24 protein-coding genes are annotated in these 22,868 nt (G+C 69.4%); 6 read left to right on the top strand and 18 right to left on the bottom strand.

The window, feature by feature from the left end; genetic code table 11:
* The 12 genes from ftsW to BOSE46_RS13405 all read right to left on the bottom strand — a co-directional run bounded on the left by ftsW (position 1) and on the right by BOSE46_RS13405 (position 12,030).
* Positions 1–1,215, bottom strand: coding sequence for a putative lipid II flippase FtsW (ftsW, locus tag BOSE46_RS13355; RefSeq protein WP_159540703.1), 1,215 nt, complete (start codon positions 1,213–1,215; stop codon positions 1–3).
* 51 nt (positions 1,216–1,266) lie between these two features.
* Positions 1,267–2,721, bottom strand: a complete 1,455-nt coding sequence (gene murD / locus BOSE46_RS13360) for a UDP-N-acetylmuramoyl-L-alanine--D-glutamate ligase (protein ID WP_159540704.1) — start codon at positions 2,719–2,721, stop codon at positions 1,267–1,269.
* Complete coding sequence (gene mraY / locus BOSE46_RS13365; protein ID WP_159540705.1) at positions 2,718–3,785, bottom strand: phospho-N-acetylmuramoyl-pentapeptide-transferase; 1,068 nt, start codon at positions 3,783–3,785, stop codon at positions 2,718–2,720. The genes murD and mraY overlap by 4 nt, the downstream gene beginning before the upstream one ends.
* Positions 3,786–3,838: 53 nt before the next feature.
* Positions 3,839–5,185 carry a UDP-N-acetylmuramoyl-tripeptide--D-alanyl-D-alanine ligase gene (murF, locus tag BOSE46_RS13370; protein WP_159540706.1) on the bottom strand — a complete coding sequence of 449 codons (1,347 nt, stop codon included), beginning with the start codon at positions 5,183–5,185 and terminating at the stop codon, positions 3,839–3,841.
* Complete coding sequence (locus BOSE46_RS13375; protein WP_159542763.1) at positions 5,182–6,660, bottom strand: UDP-N-acetylmuramoyl-L-alanyl-D-glutamate--2,6-diaminopimelate ligase; 1,479 nt, start codon at positions 6,658–6,660, stop codon at positions 5,182–5,184. The genes murF and BOSE46_RS13375 overlap by 4 nt, the downstream gene beginning before the upstream one ends.
* 182 nt (positions 6,661–6,842) lie before the next feature.
* On the bottom strand, positions 6,843–8,594 hold the full coding sequence (locus BOSE46_RS13380) for a penicillin-binding protein 2 (protein WP_159540707.1): 1,752 nt from the start codon (positions 8,592–8,594) through the stop codon (positions 6,843–6,845).
* A complete protein-coding gene (locus tag BOSE46_RS13385; RefSeq protein ID WP_159540708.1) occupies positions 8,591–9,037 on the bottom strand; it encodes a hypothetical protein in 447 nt (148 codons plus the stop codon). Before BOSE46_RS13385 ends, BOSE46_RS13380 begins: the two co-directional genes overlap by 4 nt.
* Entirely contained in the window at positions 9,034–9,981 is a 948-nt protein-coding gene (gene rsmH / locus BOSE46_RS13390) for a 16S rRNA (cytosine(1402)-N(4))-methyltransferase RsmH (RefSeq protein WP_159540709.1), read from the bottom strand. The genes BOSE46_RS13385 and rsmH overlap by 4 nt, the downstream gene beginning before the upstream one ends.
* Positions 9,978–10,106, bottom strand: coding sequence for a hypothetical protein (locus tag BOSE46_RS21575; protein WP_256366724.1), 129 nt, complete (start codon positions 10,104–10,106; stop codon positions 9,978–9,980). Before BOSE46_RS21575 ends, rsmH begins: the two co-directional genes overlap by 4 nt.
* 125 nt (positions 10,107–10,231) lie before the next feature.
* A complete protein-coding gene (mraZ, locus tag BOSE46_RS13395; RefSeq protein ID WP_159540710.1) occupies positions 10,232–10,681 on the bottom strand; it encodes a division/cell wall cluster transcriptional repressor MraZ in 450 nt (149 codons plus the stop codon).
* 205 nt (positions 10,682–10,886) lie between these two features.
* The gene (locus BOSE46_RS13400; RefSeq protein ID WP_159540711.1) at positions 10,887–11,273 is read right to left on the bottom strand and encodes a DUF3040 domain-containing protein; all 387 of its coding nucleotides are present in this window, start codon (positions 11,271–11,273) and stop codon (positions 10,887–10,889) included.
* Positions 11,260–12,030, bottom strand: a complete 771-nt coding sequence (locus BOSE46_RS13405) for a bifunctional 2-polyprenyl-6-hydroxyphenol methylase/3-demethylubiquinol 3-O-methyltransferase UbiG (RefSeq protein ID WP_159540712.1) — start codon at positions 12,028–12,030, stop codon at positions 11,260–11,262. Before BOSE46_RS13405 ends, BOSE46_RS13400 begins: the two co-directional genes overlap by 14 nt.
* Positions 12,031–12,080: 50 nt before the next feature.
* Here BOSE46_RS13405 and BOSE46_RS13410 point away from each other — a divergent pair, with 50 nt between their 5' ends.
* Positions 12,081–12,659 (top strand): DUF4126 domain-containing protein, encoded by a 579-nt coding sequence (locus tag BOSE46_RS13410; RefSeq protein WP_159540713.1) that lies wholly within the window; start codon positions 12,081–12,083, stop codon positions 12,657–12,659.
* A 9-nt stretch (positions 12,660–12,668) separates the two neighbouring features.
* On the top strand, positions 12,669–13,928 hold the full coding sequence (locus tag BOSE46_RS13415; protein ID WP_159540714.1) for an NAD(P)/FAD-dependent oxidoreductase: 1,260 nt from the start codon (positions 12,669–12,671) through the stop codon (positions 13,926–13,928).
* Between the two features lie 9 nt (positions 13,929–13,937).
* Here the strand turns inward: BOSE46_RS13415 and metF are convergent, their stop codons facing one another.
* Positions 13,938–14,831: a methylenetetrahydrofolate reductase [NAD(P)H] gene (gene metF, locus BOSE46_RS13420; protein WP_159540715.1), complete on the bottom strand. Its 894-nt coding sequence runs from the start codon at positions 14,829–14,831 to the stop codon at positions 13,938–13,940.
* 23 nt (positions 14,832–14,854) lie between these two features.
* Between metF and BOSE46_RS13425 the strand changes: the two genes are divergently transcribed.
* Complete coding sequence (locus tag BOSE46_RS13425) at positions 14,855–15,898, top strand: polyprenyl synthetase family protein (RefSeq protein WP_159540716.1); 1,044 nt, start codon at positions 14,855–14,857, stop codon at positions 15,896–15,898.
* On the opposite strand, the gene BOSE46_RS13430 is transcribed toward BOSE46_RS13425, so the two are convergent.
* On the bottom strand, positions 15,873–16,289 hold the full coding sequence (locus BOSE46_RS13430) for a barstar family protein (protein ID WP_159540717.1): 417 nt from the start codon (positions 16,287–16,289) through the stop codon (positions 15,873–15,875). The genes BOSE46_RS13425 and BOSE46_RS13430 overlap by 26 nt on opposite strands.
* The gene (locus tag BOSE46_RS13435; protein WP_159540718.1) at positions 16,286–16,684 is read right to left on the bottom strand and encodes a ribonuclease domain-containing protein; all 399 of its coding nucleotides are present in this window, start codon (positions 16,682–16,684) and stop codon (positions 16,286–16,288) included. The genes BOSE46_RS13430 and BOSE46_RS13435 overlap by 4 nt, the downstream gene beginning before the upstream one ends.
* A gap of 135 nt (positions 16,685–16,819) precedes the next feature.
* Between BOSE46_RS13435 and pknB the strand changes: the two genes are divergently transcribed.
* From pknB to BOSE46_RS13450, 3 genes are read left to right on the top strand one after another with little or no spacing between them, the layout of a single operon-like run.
* On the top strand, positions 16,820–18,877 hold the full coding sequence (gene pknB / locus BOSE46_RS13440; protein ID WP_236551750.1) for a Stk1 family PASTA domain-containing Ser/Thr kinase: 2,058 nt from the start codon (positions 16,820–16,822) through the stop codon (positions 18,875–18,877).
* 2 nt (positions 18,878–18,879) lie between these two features.
* On the top strand, positions 18,880–19,752 hold the full coding sequence (locus tag BOSE46_RS13445) for a DMT family transporter (RefSeq protein WP_236551751.1): 873 nt from the start codon (positions 18,880–18,882) through the stop codon (positions 19,750–19,752).
* A gap of 4 nt (positions 19,753–19,756) precedes the next feature.
* Complete coding sequence (locus BOSE46_RS13450) at positions 19,757–20,287, top strand: carboxymuconolactone decarboxylase family protein (RefSeq protein WP_159540720.1); 531 nt, start codon at positions 19,757–19,759, stop codon at positions 20,285–20,287.
* On the opposite strand, the gene BOSE46_RS13455 is transcribed toward BOSE46_RS13450, so the two are convergent.
* The 3 genes from BOSE46_RS13455 to BOSE46_RS13465 all read right to left on the bottom strand — a co-directional run bounded on the left by BOSE46_RS13455 (position 20,284) and on the right by BOSE46_RS13465 (position 22,846).
* Complete coding sequence (locus BOSE46_RS13455) at positions 20,284–20,763, bottom strand: DUF1990 family protein (RefSeq protein WP_159540721.1); 480 nt, start codon at positions 20,761–20,763, stop codon at positions 20,284–20,286. The two genes, BOSE46_RS13450 and BOSE46_RS13455, sit on opposite strands and share 4 nt — an antisense overlap.
* A gap of 185 nt (positions 20,764–20,948) precedes the next feature.
* Complete coding sequence (locus tag BOSE46_RS13460) at positions 20,949–22,286, bottom strand: class II 3-deoxy-7-phosphoheptulonate synthase (protein ID WP_371415515.1); 1,338 nt, start codon at positions 22,284–22,286, stop codon at positions 20,949–20,951.
* Positions 22,287–22,369: 83 nt separating this feature from the next.
* Complete coding sequence (locus BOSE46_RS13465; protein WP_159540722.1) at positions 22,370–22,846, bottom strand: DUF427 domain-containing protein; 477 nt, start codon at positions 22,844–22,846, stop codon at positions 22,370–22,372.
* Between the last annotated feature and the right edge of the window lie 22 nt (positions 22,847–22,868).

A 22,868-nucleotide genomic window follows, 5' to 3' on the forward strand; every position in this document is an offset into this window, starting at 1 on the left:
TCAGCTCCTCTTTGAGACGCGGCCCCGTGCACGGCTGGCACGGCCTGCGGCGAGGGCTCGCCGGGCTCCGGGTTCGGTCTTGGCACAGTTAAGCAGAACGCCCATGGCGACCAGGGTCACCAGCAGGCTCGACCCACCGTAGGAGATCAGTGGGAGCGGGATCCCGATCACCGGGAGCAGCCCCAGCACCATGCCGATGTTGATGACGGCCTGGGACATGATCCAGATCGTGATGCCCGCAGCGGTGTAGCGGACGAACGGGTCCTTGGTGCGGCTCGCGATGCGGATGCCGGCGAACGCGAGCACCAGCAGCAGAGTCAGCACGACGAAGGTGCCGAGGAGCCCGAGCTCCTCACCGATGACCGCGAGAATGAAGTCGGTGTGCGCCTCGGGCAGGGATCCCCACTTCTGCCGGCTGCCACCGAGCCCGACACCCCAGAACCCGCCTCGGGCGAGCGCCATCATGCCGTGGATCGCCTGGAACCCGGCGCTGTCCGGGTCGGACTGCGGGTCGGTGAAGTTGAACAGGCGCGCCACGCGGTGCGGCGCGGTGGCGACGAAGAACACGAGGATCACGACGATGCCGGCCACGACCGCGCTCATCTGCTTGGCAGGGAGGCCTGCCACCCAGAGCATCCCGCCGATCAGGGCGAACAGCACGAGCGCGGTGCCGAGGTCGTGCTGTCCGACGACGAGGGCCGCGACGGCACCGGCGATCGGCACCATCGGCGTCAGGACGTAGCGCGGGGTGCTGAGGTACTTCTGCCGGCGCGCATAGAGGTCGGCGATCCAGAGGACGAGCGCAAGCTTGGCGAACTCCGAGGGCTGCAGCTGGAAGCCGCCCGGCAGCGCGAGCCAGTTGCGGTTGCCGTTGACGTCGACGCCGATGACGAACGTCGCGGCGATCAGGGCGACCGTGCTCAGCAGGAACGGCAGGATCAGCTTGCGCAGGAAGGTCAGCGGGACGCGGGCGGCGATGACCGCACCGATGACGCCAAGCACGGCGAAGATCAGCTGGCGCTCGACGATCGCGAACGAGTTGCCGTAGTTGCGCAGCGCGTAGACCGAGCTGGCGCTCAGCACCATGATCAGGCCGAGCCCGAGCAGCAGTGCCGTGGATCCGAGGACGAGCTGGTAGGAGGCGAGCGGGCGCTCGAGCGTACGACGCGCAGCCTCGACGATCGCGGGCGATCGGCGCTCAGCAGTCGCAGTCATGTGCCACTGCTCCGCGTCATGTCGTGGTCCTCTGCCTCGGGGAAGGAAGGTTCAGGACTTGTCGCGCAACCGCTGCACCGCCGCGGCGAAGCTGTCGCCCCGCGCGCCGTAGTTGCGAAACTGGTCCATGGACGCGGCGCCAGGAGCCAGCAGCACGGTGTCGCCCTCACGGGCGAGCGATGCCGCGACCTCGACGACGCGATCCATGGGATCAGTCTCCCCGGTGTCGACCTCGACGACGGGCACATCAGGCGCGTGTCGCGCCAGCGCCTGGGCGATGAGATCACGGTCGCGACCGATCAGAACCGCTGCTCGCAGGCGGTCCCGGGTCGCGATCACGAGGTCGTCGAAGCTCGCGCCCTTGGCCAGTCCCCCGGCCACCCACACCACGTGCTCGAAGCTCTGCAGCGACGCCTGCGCCGCGTGGGTGTTGGTGGCCTTGGAGTCGTCGACCCACCTGACCCCGTCGGTGCGGGCCACCTCGGCGATGCGGTGGGCGTCGGGCCTGAACGATCGCAGGCCGTCACGCACGGCCCTGGGCGTGACACCGTGGGCCCGCGCGAGCGCCGCGGCGGCGAGCGCGTTGGCGACGTTGTGGGGAGCCGGCGTCTCGCCCTCGACCGGCGCCAGGTCGTGGATCGTGCCGAGCTCGGCGGCACTCGAGAGTCGCCCGGCGATGAAGGCCCGGTCGGCGATCGCGTCGTCGACCAGGCCGATCATGCCCGGTGCCGGGATGCCGAGCGTGAAACCGATCGCCCGGCAGCCCTCGATGACGTCGGCCTCCTCGACCAGCCGCTCGGTCTCGGGGTCCTGCACGTTGTAGACGCACGCCAGCTGCGTGTTGTGGTAGATCCGCCCCTTGTCGGCGGTGTACGCATCGAGGCCCCCGTGCCAGTCGAGGTGATCGGGGGCGACGTTGAGCACCGCGCTCGCCTGCGCGGAGATCGAGGAGCTCCAGTGCAGCTGATAGCTCGAGAGCTCGACAGCCAGCACGTCGAACGGCTCGGGGTTCATCACGGCCTCGAGCACCGGCGTCCCGACGTTGCCGACCGCCAGCGCGTTGAGGCCCTCGGCACGCAGGATCGCCTCGAGCATCTGCACCGTGGTGGTCTTGCCGTTGGTGCCGGTCACCGCGAGCCACGGTGCGGCACCCTCGCCGCGGAGGCGCCAGGCGAGCTCGACCTCGCCCCATACGGGCACGCCACGACCGGCCGCCTCGAGGAGCAATGGCGTGCTCGGGCCCCAGCCCGGCGACGTGACGACGAGGTCGATGCCGTCAGGCAGGCTCGCGGTCGAGCCGGGACCGAGGCGTACGTCGACGCCGAGGATCTCCAGGAGTGTCGCCTTCTCGCGCAGGCCGTCGTCGTCGCCGTCGTCCAGGGCGATGACGCTGGCGCCGAGGTGCTGCAGGGTGTCGGCCGCGGCGAAGCCGCTCACGCCGAGCCCACCGACGACGGCGTGTACGCCCTCCCACGACGACTCCCGGCCGAGAGTCTCAACGGTCATGCTCCGGTGACCCACTCGGCGTAGAAGATGCCCAGCCCGGCCGCGACGCACAGGCCGCTGATGATCCAGAACCGGACCACGATCGTGATCTCGGCCCAGCCCAGCAGCTCGAAGTGGTGCTGGAGGGGCGCCATGCGGAAGATGCGCCTGCCGCCGCTGAGCTTGAAGAACCCGACCTGCAGGATCACCGACGCGGTGATGGCGACGAACAGGCCGCCGATGACGACCAGCAGCAGCTCGGTGCGGGTCATGAGGGCGAAGCCGGCCATCGCGCCGCCCAGCGACAGCGAGCCGGTGTCACCCATGAAGATCTTGGCCGGCGAGGCGTTCCACCACAGGAAGCCGAAACAGGCACCCGTCAGGGCAGACGCCACCACCGCGAGGTCGAGGGGGTCACGCACCTCGTAGCACTTGGCACCGGCGGTGATCGCCGAGCAGTTCTGGTTGCTCTGCCAGATGTTGATGATGACGAACGCGCCGAACACCATCACCGAGGCGCCCGTGGCAAGACCGTCGAGACCATCGGTGAGGTTCACGCCGTTGCTGGTGCCCGCGATCATCAGGAGCACCCAGATCACGAGCAGGGCCGTCGGCAGCTCGGGACCGTTGAAGTCGCGCGTGAACGAGATGAAGTGGGTGATCGGCGTCTGACCGGTGTCGTCCTCCATGCCGATCGCGAGCCACGCAAAGATCAGGCCCACGACGACCTGGCCGATGAACTTCGCCTTGCTGCGGAGGCCGAGGTTGCGTTGCTTGAAGACCTTGATGAAGTCGTCGAGGAAGCCGATCGCACCGAGGCCTGTGAACAGGAACAACAGCAGCAGCGCAGACGCGCTGGGCTCGGTCTGGGTCGCGAGCTTGGCGACGAAGTAGGCGACGACCACCGAGGCAATGACGACCAGGCCGCCCATCGTCGGCGTGCCGCGCTTGGTGTGGTGCGACGTGGGACCGTCGTCGCGGATGAGCTGGCCGTAACCCTTCTTGACCAGGACCGAGATCGCGAAGCGGGTGCCGATGAGTGTCCCCAGGAGGGACAGTGCTCCTGCGATCAGGATGGCCTTCATCGGGTGGCTGGTCCTTTCCCCGGGCGAGTGGGCATGCTCGGACGAGTATGCCGTCAGCCCTGCAGAAGGGCGTTCGCGACCCTCTCCAGGCGGCCGCCCCTCGATGCTTTCACAAGAACCACCTCACGACCCGACAGGCTCGCGGACAGTGTGCGAACGGCCACATCGACGTCCTCGGCGAAGGTGGCGATCTCTCCTGCCCCTTCCGCGATGCCGCGAGCTCCCTCTCCCACCACGACGACCCGGGTGAAGCCGAGCTCTGCGGCGAGTCTGCCGACCTCGACGTGCGACTCGTGGCTGCCGGCGCCGAGCTCGAGCATCTCTCCGAGCACCGCGACGGCGTGCCCGCCGGCGACCGCGGCGATCGCACGCAGGGCGGCCGCCATGGACTCCGGGTTGGCGTTGTAGGCGTCGTTGACCACGACGACGCCGTCGGGACGTTCGTGGCGCTCCATCCGCATCGGTGAGCGAGTGCCGACGGTGGCGAGTCGCGCGATGGCCGTCGAGAGGTCGACACCCAGCACGATCGCCGCTGCCGTGGCGGCTGCGGCGTTCCAGGCGTGGTACTCGCCGATCAGTGGTACGTACGCCTGTGCCGTCCTGCCGTCGTACGTCAGCGTGAAGCGGGGGCAGCCCGCGGAGTCCGTCTCGAGGTCGCCGACACGTACGTCGCCGGACTCGCCGAACGTCACGACTGCGGCGTCGGTTCGTGCCGCCATCGGAGCGACCAGTGCGTCATCGGCGTTGAGCACGACGACACCGTCGCTCGTGACCGCCTCGGCGAGCTCGCCCTTGGTCTGCGCGATGACCTCGGCCGACCCGAACTCGCCGATGTGGGCGTGGCCGACGTTGAGCACGACTCCGACGTCCGGCGGCACGATCTCGCACAGCTCGGTGATGTTGCCGAGCGCGCGTGCACCCATCTCGACGACGAGGAAGCGGGTCAGCTCGTCCGCGCGGAGGACCGTCAGCGGGACGCCGAGCTCGTTGTTGAAGTTGCCGGCGGTGGCGACGGTCATGCCGTCGGGCTCGAGGAGCTGGGCCAGCAGGTCCTTGGCGCTGGTCTTGCCGGACGAGCCCGTGATGGCCACGACCGTGACGTCCTCGAGCTCGTCGATGACGTGCCGGGCCAGTCTGCCGAGCGCCGCGACGACGTCGTCGACGATGACGGCCGGCGCATCCACCTCCCGTGACCCCAGCACGGCAGCGGCGCCGACGCCGACTGCTTGCGCGGCGAACTCGTGCCCGTCCGCGTGCTCACCGGCGATCGCCACGAACAGCCCGCCGGGCTCGGCCGCGCGGGAGTCGAGGGTCGGCGGCGCGTCGACGACGATCCCGGCGTCGCCGTGGACCCGGCCGCCGGTGATCTCGGCGATCTGGCCCAGCGTCAGGGGGATCACGGCTGCTCCCCGATCAGCTCCACCAGGACCTCGCGGTCGTCGAACGGGTGGACGACGCCGTTGATCTCCTGGCCGTGCTCGTGGCCCTTGCCTGCGATGACGACGGTGTCACCGAGATGCGCTATCTGGACCGCGTGGGCGATCGCCTCCCGCCGTCCCGGAACCTCGACGGCGACGCCGGGCCCAGCGGCGGCACCCTCGAGCACCGACGCACGGATCGAGCCTGCCTTCTCCGTACGCGGATTGTCGTCCGTCACGATGACGACGTCCGCGTGCCGGGCCGCCGCCTCTCCCATGAGCGGCCGCTTGCCGTGGTCGCGGTCCCCGCCGGCGCCCAGCACGATGATCAGCCGGCCGGCGGTCACCGGGCGCAGGGCTGTCAATACGGCCGTGACGGCGTCGGGCTTGTGGGCGTAGTCGACGATCGCGGTGAACGGCTGCCCGACCTCGACGCGCTCCATGCGTCCCGGCACCCCGGTGCTGGCGGCGATGCCCTCGGCGAGCTCCTTGGGGTCGTAGCCGGCCTGCGCCAGTGCCGCGATGACCGACAGCGCGTTGGAGACGTTGAAGACACCGGGAAGCGGGACCGACAGGTCGATCGCGATCTCACCTGGTCCGAGGACCTCGAGGTCGGTGCCGAGACGGTGCGGCCGGATGTTGACGGCGCGCCAGTCGGCAGCGTTGCCGTCGGTCGAGAACGTGGTGACGGGCAGCGGCGTCAGCTCGCGCAGCCGCCGGCCGTGAGGGTCGTCGATGTTGATGACGGCGTGGCGGGCGTGGTCGGGAGTGAAGAGCGCGGCCTTGGCGAGGAAGTAGTCCTCGAGGTCCTTGTGGAAGTCGAGATGATCGCGCCCCAGGTTGAGGAAGACGCCGATGTCGAACGTGAATCCGTCGACCCGGCCCTGCACCAGTGCGTGGCTCGACACCTCCATCGCGCACAGCTCGACCTGCTCCTCGCGCATGACCGCGAACAGGGCCTGCAGCTGCGGCGCCTCGGGAGTGGTCAGTGTCGACGCCGCCGCGACCCGGCCGATGCGGGTGCCGATCGTGCCGACGACCGCGGACGTACGATCGCCCAGCGCGGCCTCGGCGAGGTAGGTCGTGGTCGTCTTGCCCTGCGTGCCGGTGATGCCGACCGTCGTGAAGGCATCGCTGGGGTTCTCGTAGAACGTGCTGCTGAGCTTGGCCAGCACGCGGCGGGGATCGTCGACCACGATCATCGGCAGCCCGTCGACGATCGCCGACCCTTCGGAGTCGGTGAGCACCGCGCTGGCACCCAGGTCGCGCGCGACCCCGGCGAATGCGGCGCCGTGCGAGTTGGCGCCCTGCAGGGCGGCGTAGAGGTCACCTTGCTCGAGGTGCTTGGTGTTGAGCGAGATGCCCGTGACGATCGCCTCGGAGGTGGCGACGGCGTCGAGCTCGGCGGCCAGCTCGGTGAGTGTCCATCGGGGCGTCTCCCGCGGCCGTACGCGCATCTCCTCAGTCACAACCCCAACCTATCTACTGAACATCACCGACTCGCGCTGGCCACGTCCCGGCCACGTGTCCGAACCAGCCCAGCGATCACGTGAGATTAAGGTCGGGCGAAGCCCGACAGGCGGCCCGTGGCGAGCGCCAGCGAGTCACGAAGCGAGCGCGAGGAACGAGCGCGTGCCGTCTACCAAGTCTGGGCAACCTTCGGGCTCTTCGAACCCGTCGGTGCGACTCCGAAGCGCTCCAGCGCCATCGACATGATGTCGTGGAAGACCGGCGCCGCGGTCGAGCCTCCGCCGGCGTTGCTGTAGGGCTTGTCGAGCACGATGTAGGTCAGGAACCGGGGGTTGTCCGCGGGAGCGAAGCCCATGAACGACACCGTGTTCTGGCCGCGGATGTAGCGACCCGTCGCCGGATCGACCCGCCATGCCGTGCCGGTCTTGCCGGCGACGCGGTAGCCCTTGATCGCGGCAGCGGGGGCCGTGCCATCAGGTGCCGTCACGGCTTCCATCATGCGGGTGACGGTCGCTGCGGCGTCCTTGGACACGACGCGCTTGCTGGGCTTGGCGGCGACCTTGGCCTGCTTGCCGTCGGCGCCGGTGGTGGAGCTGACGACCGAGGGCTCGCACATCTTGCCGGCGTTGGCGATCGCACCGACGGCGCGCACCATCTGCAGCGCGGTCACGGACACGCCCTGGCCGAACGCGATCGTCGCGTGGTTGGCCTTGGTCCAGTCCTTGCCGTTCTTGAGGATGCCGTCGGACTCACCGGGCAGGTTGACGCCCGACTTCTGGCCGAAGCCGAACTTGCGGAAGTAGTTGTACATCACCGAGTTGCTCATCTGCTGCGACGCGACGATGGTGCCCAGGTTGGAGGACTTCGCGATGACACCGGCTGCGGTCAGGTGGAGGACACCGTGCTCCCAGTAGTCGCCGATGTGGAAGTTGTCGATGTCCATGCCCGACGGCACGACGATCGGCGTGTCCGACGCGATCTTGCCCTGGTCGGCCAGCGCAGCCATCGTGACGGTCTTCATGACGCTGCCGGGCTCGTAGACGTTCTGCACCCCACGCGACACGGTGTTGGAGTCGGTCATCCCCGTGCGGTCGTCCGCGTTGAACGTCGGCGCCTGGGACATCTGGACGATCTGGCACGTCTTGGTGTCCATCGTGATCGCGAGGCCCCAGTCGGAGCTCGACTCGCGCACCGCGTCGGCGAGCCGCTGGTCGGCGTACCACTGGAGGTCCCGGTCGATCGTCGTCTTCACGTCCCGCCCGGGCACCATCTTGGTCACGGTGCTGTCGGCCATCGGGATGCGCGCACCGGTGTTGGGGTCGACCTCGTACGTGCTCGTGCCGTCGGTGCCGGTCAGGGTCTTGTCGTACTCCTGCTCGATGCCGGCGACACCCTTGCCCGACCCGTTGACGTAGCCGAGGAGGTTGGCCGCGAGCTTGCCGCCGGGGTACGTCCGGAGGGTCTCCTTCTCGCTGAACACCCCGGTCATGTTGGCCTTGGCGATCGCCGTGAGCGCCTTCTTGGCGGTCCAGGCCGGGACGTCGCGGGCGAGGTAGACGAACTTGGACTTGGGCGTGCGCAGCTTGTCGATCGTGTCGAAGTAGTCGATGCGGCTGCCGAGCTTCTCGCGCAGGATGCGGGCGATCTGCGGGGCGTACGCGGAGGTCATCGACGGGTCCGCCGTGAGGGTCATCCCGTCGACACTCGTCGCCAGCTGCGCACCGTTGCGGTCGAGGATCGCGCCGCGTGGAGCGGGGACGGTGCTCGTCTTGGTGCCGGCCTCGACCGCCTTGGCGGCGTACGCACTCGCGTCGAGCCCCTGGATCTGGAACAGGCGCGCACCGAAGACGCCGAACACTCCGACCATCATCGCCAGGCACACGCGCAGGCGCCGGCGGGACACGGTCTTGCTCACGCTCATGGCGTCACGCTCCGGATGTTGGTGTTGCCGGGCTTGGCCGCCTCGGGCTTGCCGAGGACCTTGCCGTCCGACAGCCGCAGGAACGCGGGGTTGGTGTTGGGCACCATGCCGTACGCGATGGCGCGCCGTGCGACGTTGGCCGGGCTCTGCAGCCGGTCGACCTCACGGGACAGCAGCTGCTGCTGGGTCTCGAGCTCGGCAGCCTGGCGGTCGAGCCTCTGCGACTCGAACGACTGCGCCTGCAGCACCGTGCTCATGACGATCAGCCCGACGAGGCCGACCGAGAGCACCGTGAGCACCACCGCGACGAACGGCGCCTTGCGGGCCCGGCTGCGCACGGGCCGGACCAGGCGAAGACCGGCCGCCTTGGCGCTCTGCGGCACCCCACGGGGGTTGGCCGCGATCCTCTGGAACGACGCCGCTGCGGACGCGAGTTGGCTCATGCGGCGATCCGCTCGACGACGCGCAGGCGAACGGACCGCGCGCGGGAGTTCTCGTCGATCTCGGCCTCGGTTGCCATCTCGGCACCCCGGGTGACCAGGCGGAAGCGCGCCTCGTGCCCCTCAGGCACGAACGGCAGGTCGCGCGGCACGTCGGTCGTGGTGACCTCGGTGAACGCGCGCTTGGTGATGCGGTCCTCGAGCGAGTGGTAGGCCAGCACGACGACCCGCCCACCCGGCGCCAGGATCTCGAGCGAGGCCGGCAGGGCCCGGCGGTAGACGCCGAGCTCGTCGTTGACCTCGATGCGCAGGGCCTGGAAGGTCCGCTTGGCCGGGTTGCCACCCGTGCGACGGGCGGCGGCCGGGATGGACGTACGAATGAGGTCGACCAGCCGGGCGCTGTCGGTGAACGGCTCGCGGGCCCGCTCGGCGACCACGGCGTCGGCGATGCGCTTGGCGAACTTCTCCTCGCCGTACTCCCGCAGCACCTTGGCGAGGTCCCGCGACGTGTACGTGTTGAGGATGTCGGCCGCGGTCAGCTCGTCCTCAGGGTTCATCCGCATGTCGAGGGGCGCGTCCTGGGCGTACGCGAAGCCGCGGTCGGCGAGGTCGAGCTGCATCGACGACACCCCGAGGTCGAACAGGACGCCGGAGACGGTGCGGAAGCCGGCCTCGGCGACGACCTCGGCGATCTCGTCGTAGACCGCGTGCGCGAAGGTCACCCGGTCGCCGAACGCGGCGAGCCGGGTCTTGGCCCGTGCGAGCGCCTCGGGGTCGCGGTCGATGCCGATCACGTGGAGGTCGGCGAAACGGTTGAGCATCGCCTCGGTGTGCCCGCCCAGACCCAGCGTCGCGTCGACGACCACTGGCCGGTCGACGGCAACTGACGGTTCGAGGAGGTCGAGAACGCGCTCGAGGAGTACGGGAACGTGGCTCGCCTCAGTCATAGCGACCCCAGCAGGATCGCGACGAGCGCGGCCAGTGCGACGGAAGCACCGAGGGAAAAGGCCATGAGCCGTACGCCGTCGGCAACCTCGTGCCGTACGCGCCTCGTGCCCTGGTCGATCCTCATGCCACTTCGTCCTCTCCTTGTCGCTCTGCCCGGCTGATGTCGTGTGGCCAGATCTGCGTCCGCTGGGTCTGACACCGGGGAAGTGATGTCAGAACCACGCGGGCGCAGATCTCGCCACGCGACCGTCAGAAGATGCCGGGCATCACTTCCTCTGACATGTCCGCGAACGGACCTTCCTGTGCAGTCGAGAACTCGGTCCAGCGGCCCGAGTCCCAGATCTCGATGCGGTCCATCGCCCCGACGACCGTGCACTCGCGGTCGAGGTGGGCCCATTCGCGCAGCACCGGCGGGACCGAGATCCGGCCCTGCTTGTCGGGCACTTCCGAGGAGGCGCCGGAGAAGAACATGCGGGTGAAGTTTCGGGCCGCCTGGTTCGTGAACGGCGTGTCCCGGACCCGGTCGGTGAAGGCGTTGAACGCCTCGGTCGTCCATCCGTAGATGCAGTTCTCCTGGCCGCGGGTGAGGACGATGCCGTGCTCGAGCCGCGGGCGGAACTTGGCCGGGAGGAAGAGCCGGCCCTTGTCGTCGAGACGAGGGGTGTAGGTGCCGAAGAAGTTTGCGACATCCGGGTTCACCTCTCTCCTCCTCGCCGCCGACCAGTTCCTCCATTTCGCTCCACCATACCCCACGATCCCCCACTTCGGATCCCATATGGGCACATTTCGAGGGTTTTCTGGATCGCCACTCCACGGTTTGGGGGAAGGCGAAAATGCCGTCAGGGCAAAGAAAAACCGCCCCCGAAGGGGCGGTCATGGTGAAAGTGGAGGGAAGTGGGGCGTCTTAGCGCTCGTCGCCGTCCCGGCGACGCTGCCAACGCTCTTCCATGCGATCCACGAAGGTTCCGGTGGGCTTGGGGGGCTTGCGCGAGCTGCCGGCCGGCTCGTCGTTGCTGCGGCCGATCCCCCGCTTCCAGGCGTTCATGAACAGGTAGGCGGTGCCGAGCATCGCGACGAAGCCGACGACCCCGAGCCACGTCATGGCCGACACGGCGCCGGCGAACAGCAGCACCAGGCCGCCGAGGAATCCGAGGACGGCCAGAATCGCGACGCGACGGTTGTGCGCCATGAACTTCGAGCCACGGAGGGTGGACGCGAAGTCGGGGTCTTCTGCGGCCAATGACTGCTCGAGCTGATGGAGCAGCCGGGCCTCTTCATCAGAGAGCGGCACTTTTGCCTCCTGGATCGGGTGTTGCTACTGACGAGTCTAGGCGTGCGATCGTGTGCAGACCAGCCGAAAGCGATGTGAAGTCCGCAGAAGTGCTCAGGAGTCGCTCCAGCGCGTACAACGCGTCGCGTGCTCCCGGCTCGGTGTCGACGATCGCACTGGGCACGAGGTCGGCGAAGACGCGGACGCCCGTCGTCGCCACCGGCAGGAATCCGTGGGCGGTCAGCAGCGCCTCGAGCTCGGCCACGACGAACCGGCGGGGCCCCATCGTGCGAACGTCCCAGGCACTCGACGAGCGGCCGACGAGCGACTGCGCCGTCACGAAGTCACCGGCCAGAGCCCGAGCTGCGACGGCGGCGTTGCGGCCTGCGACGACGACGCTGACGTGCCCGCTCGGGCGCAGGACCGTGGCGATCGTCGCGAGCGCCTGGCCGGGGTCGTCGACGTGCTCGAGGACGTCATGGCAGATGACGAGGTCGAACGAGCCGGGAGCGACATGGTCGGGCAGATCGGCAGCGTCACCCAGGACGGCGTTGACGCCTTCGGCGAGGCCCGCCTCGACGCCGCGACGGTTCAGCGAGGCCAGCGCGTCGGGGCTCGGGTCGACGACCGTGACGCGGTGCCCCAGCGCGGCAAGGCGTACGGCGTCACTGCCGGTGCCACCGCCGAGGTCGAGGACGTCCAGCGCGTCGCCGGCCCCCGCTGCGTCGACGGCATCCACGACGGACTGCCACATCAACTCGGTGCGGACCGGACCCATGACGGACACTGTGCCACAGCGGAGACCCGCCTTTCCGATAGCGTCCCGCCATGGAGTCCCTCACGGCCCTCGTGTTCTCCAGCGGGTGGGCCAGCGGCATCAATGCGTACGCGACTGTCGCCGTGCTCGGTCTCATCGACCGGCTCAGCGACACTGCTGCCATTCCAGACGCCTTGGGGCGTACCGATGTGCTGGCGATCTCGCTCGTGATGTTCGGGATCGAGTTCTTCGTCGACAAGGTCCCGGTGGTCGACTCGCTGTGGGACGTCGTGTCGACGGTCGTACGCCCGACAGTCGGTGCGTTCGTGGCCTACCAGTTCGGCGGCGACTCCGGCGGCCTCGACCAGGCCCTGCTCACGGCGCTCGGTGGCGGCACGGCACTCACTTCACACGGCATCAAGTCCGGCCTGCGCCTCGCCGTCAACACGTCCCCCGAGCCGTTCACCAACACCATCGTGAGCACGGCGGAGGACGTCAGCGTCGTCACGGTCGTCGCCCTTGCCGTGTCGCATCCCTGGCTCGCGCTCGGCATCTCCGCGACCCTGCTGATCGCCGGTGCCATCGCGGTGGTCCTGCTGTGGCGGGTCATCCGCAAGGCATGGCGCAGACGGCGGCGCGCCACCGCGTAGTCTGCGCGCATGGCGAACGTCGTGGTCGTGGGTGGCGGCTTCGCCGGAATGTCGGCGGCGGCCCGTCTGGCCAAGCTACGCCACGACGTCACGCTGCTCGAGAGCAGCCAGAGCCTCGGCGGGCGGCTCAACGGCATGACCGTCGGCGGGCGTAGGTGGCAGCTCGAGCTCGACACCGTGACGCTGCCGGGCGTGTTCCGGGACCTGTTCCGCAAGTCCGGCCGCCCGCTGGAGCGTGTCCTCGACCTCACCAAGACCGAGGGCCGGCGACACGTCTTCAAGGACAAGTCGGTCCTCGACTTCCCGCTCGGCAACCGCGGCGACCAGCACGGGGCGCTCCTGGAGGCGTTCGGCGCCGACGAGTGGTCGCCGTGGGTCGACACCCTCGCCGAGCCGTGGGACGTCATCCGCCGCATGGCGCTCGACCAGGTGTTCACGGGCAAGCCTGCGGTCGACCGTACGGTCCACAAGGCCTTGCGCCCGCGTCGCAACCTCGCGACCCTGGCCAACAAGGACCTCGACGACGACCGGCTCCGCAAGCTCGTGCTCAACCCCGTCCGGCTGGCCGGGCAGGACCGGCTGGCCATCCCGGGATTCGTCGCCGTCAGTCACTACGTCGAGCGCTCGTTCGGGCGGTGGCGCTTCGACGGTGGCCTGCCCGCTCTCGCCGCCACGCTCGAGGCGAGGCTCGGTGAGCGCGGCGTCACGATCGAGCTCGGCGAGTCCGCCCACGAGCTGGTCCTGGACGGGGGCACGGTTCGCGGCGTCGTGACCTCACGTCGCACGGTGCCGGCCGACATCGTCGTGTGGTGCGCACCGGCCTGGCCCGCTCCCCTGCCGCCGGTCGAGCTGATGCCGGTCATCCCGGCGTCCCGGAGCCTGATCGCCCTGTCACCGGATGCACCGACCATGCCGGACGAGGTGTTCGTCCACGCCAACCCGCCGATCCGGATGTGGTCGGGCGGCGACGGCCTCTGGACGATCGAGCACCGCAGCGGCGAGGACCCGCTGCGCGCCCTGGTGCGCTTCGGGATCGACCTTCGGCCGTACGTCGAGGAGCAGATCGACCTCACCCCCAGCGATCTCGTGGGACTCGGGCACTGGGGCTGGGTGTGGCGCCGGTGGACCAGCGCCCTCGAGGTGCCCGGGGTCGCGCCGACGGGCGGACTCTTCTTCGCGGGTGCGCACGCCCATCCCGCTGCGACGCTCGAGGGCATCGGCATGGCGACCGCGGCAATCGCCGAGGCCGTCGGCCCCGCGCCGCGCTAGGGACTCGGGCTAGACCAAGCCGTCTGCGCGCAGCGCCTCGAAGATCTCCCGCGTCGCCTTGGACCGGTTGAGGGTGATGAAGTGCAGGCCCGGCGCTCCCCCGTCGAGCAGGTCGCGGCACAGCCGGGTCGCGAGCTCGATGCCCTTGGCGCGTACGGCCGGCTTGTCGTCCTGGATCGGCTCGACCTCGTCGAGCACCTCCCGCGGCAGCTCGGCGCCCGACAGCTCGGCCATGCGCGCGACCTGGGCGAAGTTGAGGATCGGCATGATGCCCGGGACGATCGGGATGTCGCAGCCCTTGGCACGTACGCGCTCGACGAGGTCGAAGTAGTCCGAGGCGCGGAAGAACAGCTGGGTGATGGCGTACTCGGCGCCGGCCTCGGCCTTGTCGACCAGCACCTGCGCGTCGTGGTCGAGGCTCGCTGCGTCGGGATGCCCCTCGGGGAACGCCGCCACGCCGATGCGGAACCCACCCAGGCCCGTGGCCAGCTCGACGAGGTCGATCGCATGCTCCATGCCGTCCGGGTGCGGCTCCCACGGCGCCCGGGGCCCGCCCTTGGGGTCGCCACGCAGGGCCAGGACGTTGTCGACGCCGGCCGCTGCGTACTGCTTGAGCACCGACTCGATCTCGCCGCGGGTCTGTGCGACCAGCGTCAGGTGCCCGACGGGACGCATCCGCGTCTGCTCGGCGATGCGCGCCGTGATGCGGACCGTGCGCTCCTGGCTGGTGCCGCCGGCGCCGTACGTCACGGAGACGAACGTCGGCTCGAGCGACTCGAGGTCGGCGATGGTCTGCCACAGCACGGCCTCGCCCTCGTCGTCCTTGGGCGGGAAGAACTCGAACGAGTAGCTCGGCGACGGTCCCCGAATGGCGTCGACAAGGGACTGGTCTTGGGAAGGCATGGTCCAACGGTATCGTCCGAGCTGTGAATCCACGTGCCGATGATCCCGAATTCCGGACGCGTATTGATCACACCCTCGAATCCTTCGTCGCGGCACAACGTACGCTCCTCGCCGACCTCGGCCCCGACCTCGAAGGACTCGCCGACGCGGCGATCGAGTTCGTCGCCGGAGGCAAGCGGCTCCGCCCCCAGTTCTGCTACGCCGGCTGGCTCGTCGCGGGCGGCGCACGGGACGAGCCGGGAATCGTCACGGCCGCGGCCGCGCTCGAGTGGTTGCAGGCCAGTGCGCTCGTCCACGACGACCTGATGGACGGCTCCGACACCCGCCGCGGCCGGCCCAGCGTGCACCGCGCCTTCGAGGCGCTGCACCGCGAGGAGGCCCGTCACGGGGATGCGGTCGGTTTCGGCACGTCGGCCGCCGTCCTGCTGGGCGACCTGATGCTGTCCTGGTGCGACGAGCTGTTCCGGAGCAACGGCCTGCCCCACACGGACGCAGGCTTCGGCTATCTCGACCGCTGCAAGACCGAGGTCGTGGCCGGGCAGTTCCTCGACGTGGCGGGGCAGACCAGGGAGTCCCTCTCGGTCGCCGAGGCCATGAAGGTCGTGCGCTACAAATCTGCCAAGTACACCGTCGAGCGCCCGTTGCACATCGGCGCCGCGCTCGCGGGCGCCGGCCCCGACCTGATCAGCGCCCTGACCGACGTCGCGCTCCCGCTCGGCGAGGCGTTCCAGCTGCGCGACGACGTGCTCGGGGTCTTCGGCGACCCGGAGCAGACCGGCAAGCCCGCTGGCGACGACCTCCGCGAAGGCAAGCGCACCGTGCTCGTCGCGCGGGCCGCCGAGCTGACCGACGACACCGGCCGCGGCCTGCTGCGCACCTCCTTGGGCACGTCGGAGGGCGTCGACGCCGTGCGCGACCTCATCCGTACGTCCGGCGCACTCGCGGCCGTCGAGGAGGACATCGCGGGGCTCGAGGCTGCCGCGGACGAGGCGATCGACCGCCTGGGTCCGGGCGCGCGCGACATCATCGGCCCGCTCGCGCTCACAGCAACCCGTCGAACTCGCTGACCTCCAGCTCGTCGCGCACGATCACCACGAGGGCCGAAGCCTGTCCCGTGGCATCCCGCAGGACCTCGACGACGGCGCCGGCCTGCACCGGGTCGACGTCCGCCAGCTCGCGGAGCCCGTCCCAGACGATCAAGGTCGGCTGTGAGGCCAGCTCTGCGAGGACGTCGAACAGGGCGTCGAGGTTGCGGCCGAACCACTCCGCGAGGTTCCAGGCCATGGCCACCGCGTCGTAGAAGTCGTCGAACGACGTCGCAGAGCGGGTGTCGAGGCTCGTCGCCTGCCAGCCGGCAGCCGTCGCCTCGCCCACCAGGTCGCGGTCGCGGCGGCCGCGCCAAAAGTAGACGCCGGGAGACGCGGCGCCGGTCAGTACCGAGTCGAACGTCGCGGTCATCGTGGCTCCTTCACGCGTACGAATGATCGATAGTGATTGGCGGTGTAGTAGAGCTCGCCGCCGCGCCCGGCGATGATCCGACGGGCGCCTCGGTCGGACTCGCCGGGTGTCGGCACGGTGTACTCGTGCCAGTAGCCACGTTCGTGCCGCGGCAGCAGCCCTTCGCGGTTCATGAACACGACGCCGTCCCGGCTGTAGGGAAACGGCCCGTCCGACCGGATCAGCGCGATGGTCTCGAGCGCCTCCTCCGGCAGGTCTTGGCCGGATCGCGGGGCCTGCGTCTGACTCGTCGGCGTCGCCGACGGGTCGTCGTGGGCGGTGTTGTCGCGCACGCCGACGACGATCAGCGCGACGCCGACGAGGAACAGCAGGAGGATCCAGCCACCGCGTCGCATGTCTCATGGTCCCCCATCCGGTCGTGTCGAACGTCACGAGTCGACCGTGACACGCCCACCGTCACGTTCCTGATGTGGAAGAGTCTCTAGAATCAGTGGACGGGTCGGGGGATCCAGATGTCGAGGGAGGGTGGCGTGACAGTGACGGGCGATGATGCCCTGGTCGGACGCGTCCTCAACGACCGCTACCTGATCGGCGAACGCATTGCACGCGGCGGCATGGCCAGCGTGTTCCTTGCTGTCGACCGCCGGCTCGACCGCGAGGTCGCGATCAAGGTCATGCATCACGGGCTCGGCGACGACCAGCAGTTCACCGACCGTTTCGTCCGCGAGGCCAAGTCGGCCGCCAAGCTCAACCACCGCAACGTGGTCTCGGTCTTCGACCAGGGCCGCGACGGCGACGTCACCTACCTCGTCATGGAGTACGTCCCCGGCCGCACGTTGCGCGACCTCATGCGCGAGGAAGCGCCGATGCCGCCCTACCGCGCGCTCGAGCTGCTCGAGCAGGTGCTCGTCGCGTTGTCGGCTGCCCACGCGGCCAAGATCATCCACCGCGACGTCAAGCCCGAGAACGTCCTCATCACCCCCGATGGCGATGTCAAGGTCGCCGACTTCGGCCTGGCCCGGGCCGTCAGCGCCGCGACGACCGCGACCGGCGGGACGCTGATCGGCACTGTCTCCTACCTCGCGCCGGAGATCGTCACCAACGACGGCGCCGACGCCCGCTCCGACATCTACGCCTGCGGCGCGATGCTCTACGAGATGCTCACGGGGCTCAAGCCGCATGCCGGCGAGTCCCCCATCCAGGTGGCCTACAAGCACGTGCACGAGGACATCGGGGCACCCTCGGCCGTCCAGCCGGGCATCCCGGCGTACGTCGACGCACTCGTGGCACGCGCGACCGTACGCGACCGCGACCAGCGCTCCACCGACGCGCGGGTCATGCTGCAGCAGGTCAGGTCGGTGCAACGTGCCCTCGACGCCGGCCTGACCGAGGATCCCGACCTGGTCGCCGACCTGCTGCCCGGAGTGCGCCCCCACGACGACGAAGCCACTGTCTCTGTGACCCGGCCCGTCCCACCGACACCGCGTTCGGCTGCCTCCGACTCCGAGGCGACTGAGGCCGTGCACGTCAACGAGGCCACGGTCCAGTGGTCGAACGGGCTGGCCCCGCTCACTCCTGTCGACCCGGCCACGCGCGAGGGGCTCGACTCCCCGCCCGTGCTCCCCGAGACCGCTGATCGTCCGGCCGGGCTGCATCCGATCATGTCGCCCGAGGACTACAAGAAGGCTCGCGCCGCGGAGCCGACGTCGCACCGCGGACGCAACCTGCTGATCCTGACGGTCCTGCTGGCGTTGGTGCTGTTCGCGGCCGGCTACTGGTTCAGCGTCGGCCGCTACGACACGACGCCCACCCTGGTCGGCAATGCCGTGGTCCTCGCCAAGGAGAACGCCGAGAAGTCCGGCTTCAAGCTCAAGGTCACCGACGAGAAGTTCTCCGAAACGGCACCGGCGGGCACTGTGATGACCACGGACCCCGGGCCGGGAGACAAGATCCTGCCGGGCAGCACGATCCACGCGGTCGTGTCCAAGGGCCCTGACCGCGTCTACGTCCCCAAGAACCTCAGGGGCATGACGGTCACCGCTGCCACGGCAGCGCTCAAGAAGGTCGACCTCGACGTCGCCCGGACCAAGAACCTCTACAGCGAGAAGGTCGACAAGGGCCGCGTGATCGGGGTGACGAACTACAAGGTCACCGATCCCCTCAAGCGCGGCACGTCAGTCGTCCTCGGCGTCAGCAAGGGCCAGACACCCATCGAGGTCAAGGACTACCGCGGGCGGCCGTTCGCCGAGGCCAAGGCCGGGCTCGAGGACGCCGGCTTCAAGGTCAAGGCCAGCGAGGTCTTCAGCGACGACGTCGCCAAGGGCAGCGTCGTGACGCAGGACCCCAACGACGGCACGAAGTTCAAGGGCAACACCATCACGTTGACGGTGTCGAAGGGCCCCGAGCTGATCCTGGTGCCTGACATGGTCGGCCACACCCGCGCGTACGCCGAGAGGGTCCTCAAGGCCGCCGGCTTCAAGGTCCAGGCCTTCGGTGCCGGCAACTTCACGATCCGCGCGCAGAACCCCCGGCCGGGCTCGGAGCGGCCCAAGGGCAGCACGATCACGATCACCTTCGTCGGCTTCTGACGGTGCGCACTCGGCTGGCCGCCGCGGCGCTTCTCAGCGTCACTGCGGTGTGGGGATCGACGTTCTTCCTGATCAAGGACCTGCTCGACCGCGTGCCGGCCCCCGACTTCCTCGCCGTACGCTTCGCGATCGCATTCACGGCCCTGCTCCTGCTGGCGCCCCGCGCGATCGGCCGCCTCTCCCCCGAGATGCGCCGCCGCAGCGCGTACGCCGGCGGCATCTACGGCGTCGCGCAGATCATGCAGACCGTCGGCCTGGGCCACACCGACGCGAGCGTCTCGGGGTTCATCACGGGCCTCTACGTCGTGGCCACTCCCGTGCTGGCGTCCCTGGCCTTCCGGCAACGCGTGCCGCGCACCGTCTGGGTCGCCGTGGGCCTGTCCACGATGGGGCTCGCGATCCTCTCGCTGCGCGGTTTCGCCGTGGGGTTCGGCGAGTCGATCACGTTCGTCTGCGCGATCCTCTACGCCGTGCACATCGTCGTGCTGTCGCGGTGGTCGACGGCGAGGGACGCGTACGCGATGGCCACGATCCAGATGGGCGTCATCGCCGTGCTCTGCTTCATCGCCGCGGCTCCCGGAGGACTCACGCTGCCCGAGCGGTCCGGCGACTGGGTCGCCACGGTCTACATGGCGCTCGCCGCCGGCGCGCTCGCGATGCTGGCCCAGACCTGGGCACAGAGCCAGCTCGATGCCTCGCGCGCGGCTCTCCTCATGACGATGGAGCCGGTCTTCGCGGCGACGTTCGCGATCACGTTCGGCGACGAGGGTCTCGGCTGGCGGCTCCTGATCGGCGGCGCCCTGGTGCTGGCCGCGATGGTCCTGGCGGAGACGTCCGGACGTAGTGAGACGCACGTACAAGTTCCCCTAGACTGACGCGATGGACCAACCCCGCATCGCGCCCGGCGGCCTCAAGGAGCTCGGACTCGTCAACTACGGGGTCAGCGCCCTCGCCGGCCGGGTCATCGGCGGGCGCAAGCCCAACATCTTCACGACGCTCGGGCGCCAGCGCGGGCTGTTCCGCGGGTGGCTCTACTACAGCGGCAAGCTCATGCCGGGTGGCCGGCTGCCGCGACGCGAGAGCGAGCTCGTGATCCTGCGCATCGCCACGATCCGGGAGTGTGAGTACGAGCGCCGCCACCACGTACGCATCGGTCGCAAGGCCGGGGTCACACCTGCCCAGATCGACCACCTCGCTGACGAGACATGGCACGGGTGGACGGACCGTGAACGCGCCTTCTTCGCGGCGGTCGACCAGTTCGTCGACGACAAGTTCATCGACGACAGGACCTGGGCCGAGCTCAGTCAGCACCTCAGGGAGCCGGAGCTGATCGAGTTCCTGCTGCTGTGCGGCCAGTACGACTCCCTGGCCACGGTGCTGCTCACGCTGCGGGTGCAGCCGGAGGCCTAGGGAACCATCGCGTCGAGGTAGCGCCGCGTCATCAGCCGCTGCACGAGCCGGGCGACGGGGCCGCCGAGCCGGGTCACCCATGTTGCCGGGTTGGAGAAGGCGCAGATCGTTGCCGTGACCTCGCCGGTCTGCGGGTCTCGCTGAGCCATGAACCGCTCCTCCCCCGTCTCGGGGTGACCAGGAAGGGTGCCGTACGCGAAGCCACGCCGGTCAGGCTCGTCCACCACGTCGACCACACGGCACGGGATCGTCTGGAGCAGGGAGCGGAACGTCACGTCGACGCCGAGCGCGACCCGATCGGGGCCGGCAACCCGGCGCACGCCGGCGCGCTCCTGCACCTTCCAGGTGAACAGGATCTCGGCGACCTCGTCGAGGTCAACGACACCGAGCGAGCGCGTGGCGCGTACGTGGTGATAGCCCGCGGGCAGCGGCTCGGAGGCCGTACCCCCGACCTCCGCGTACGTGAGCTCAGCCATGGACCCGGCCACCCTTGACTCGACCACTCGAAGGCTCCGTCACAACGCAACACCAGGATCAGGGCGCTGGGAATGACCGAAGCACCTCGGGAGCGACAACTCGAGGTCCTGCAGAGGTCGAACGACGGCGAGCCGACGGCCAGAAGAAGTCATCGACCCCGGCCCCATCGCGAAGCGAGAGAAACTCAAGAACGACCTGACAGCATGCCGGCAACAAGGAACGCGAGCTCGAGGCTCTGGGCCCGGTTGAGGCGCGGATCGCACAGCGTCTCGTAGCGGTGCGACAGGTCCTCGGCCGACAGCTTGGCGCCACCACCGACGCACTCGGTGACGTCGTCACCGGTGAGCTCGACGTGCACGCCGCCGGGCCAGGTGCCGAGCGAGCGGTGCACCTCGAAGAAGCCGCGTACCTCGTCGATGACGTCGTCGAACTCGCGGGTCTTGTAGCCGTTGGAGGTCTCGAACGTGTTGCCGTGCATCGGGTCACACACCCACGCGACCTCGATGCCCGCCGCCGTGACCTTCTCGACCAGGTTGGGCAGCCCGTCGCGGATCTTGCCGGCGCCGAAGCGGGTGATGAACGTGATCTTGCCGGGCGTGCGCTCGGGGTTGAGCTTCTCGTAGAGCGCGATCGCGTCGTCGGCCGTGCTGGTCGGGCCGAGCTTGACGCCGATCGGGTTGGCGATCTTGCTCATCAGCTCGACGTGCGCGCCGTCGAGCTGGCGCGTGCGCTCGCCGATCCAGACGAAGTGGCTCGACACGTCGTACGGCCGCTCGGTGCGCGAGTCGATGCGCGTCAGCGAGTGTTCGTACTCGAGGATCAGGGCCTCGTGCGAGGAGAAGAAGTCGACCGTGTGGAACTCGTCGGGGTCGACGCCGATCGCGTCCATGAACGCCAGGGCGCGATCGATCTCGGCGCCGATGCGCTCGTAGCGCTCGCCCACCGGGCTGTTCTTGACGAAGTCGGTGTTCCACGCGTGCATCTGGCGCAGGTCGGCGTAGCCACCGGTCGTGAAGGCGCGCGCGAGGTTCAGCGTCGACGCCGAGGCGTGGTAGACGTCGACGAGGCGCTGCGGGTCGTGCGCACGCGACTGGGGGTTGAAGTCGAAGCCGTTGACCGCGTCACCGCGGTAGGCCGGCAGGGTCACGCCGTCGCGGGTCTCGGAGTCGCTCGACCTCGGCTTGGCGTACTGCCCGGCGAGCCGGCCGACCTTGACGACCGGGACGCTCGCGGCGTACGTCAGCACGACCGCCATCGACAGCAGGACGCGGAGCTTGTTGCGGACGTTCTCGGCGGTCACGCCCTCGAACGTCTCGGCGCAGTCGCCGCCCTGCAGCAGGAAGGCCTCACCACGCGCGACCTCGGCGAGGCGGTCGCGCAGCGCGTCGCACTCACCCGCAAAGACCAGGGGCGGCATCTTCCGCAGCGTCTGCACCGCGGCGTCGCGGGCGGACGGATCGACATACGTGGGCTGCTGGGCAGCACCCATCGCATGGAGGTCGTCAAGGCTGGGAATGCTCACCCAGCGATTCTACTCGGGTCACCGCTGGGGCCCCGCACGCGTCCGCTCCTCGTCGTTGACCTCAGCGGACGCTGTCGCCGGGGCTACCAGCCGAGCGTGCCCGGGGCGCCCTTGAACGGACCGCTGACCCGCGACGTGATCCAGCCGCCGTAGAAGTCGCCCTCCTGCGCCTGCACGATCTCGCCGTCGATCGTGCACTCGTCGACCTTGCCGGGATAGATCGCGACGTGGTCGACCAGGTTCTCGAATCGCTCGTTCGGCCTCGGGTAGCTCCACGCGGCCGAGCCGACGGTGCGCCCCGACGACACGAGGTCGAAGTACGCTGCCGCGCCCTTCCACTCACAGACCGTGGTTCCGGCGACCGGCCGCAGCACACCGGCGACGAATGACTCGACCGGCAGGTAGTAGGTCGGTGGATGGCTCGTCTCGCACACGCGCCACGACATCGTCGTGTCGGCGATGACCTGACCGCCCAGGCGCACGACGAGGTGCTCGTCGCGGCGCTCGATCGACGGCGGACGCGGATAGTCCCACACGTTCTCGACAGGGCGCTCAGTCATGCGATCGAGCGTACGTGCACGG

Origin of the sequence: Aeromicrobium sp. 9AM, assembly GCF_902506105.1 — a bacterium.
Taxonomy (GTDB): domain Bacteria; phylum Actinomycetota; class Actinomycetes; order Propionibacteriales; family Nocardioidaceae; genus Aeromicrobium.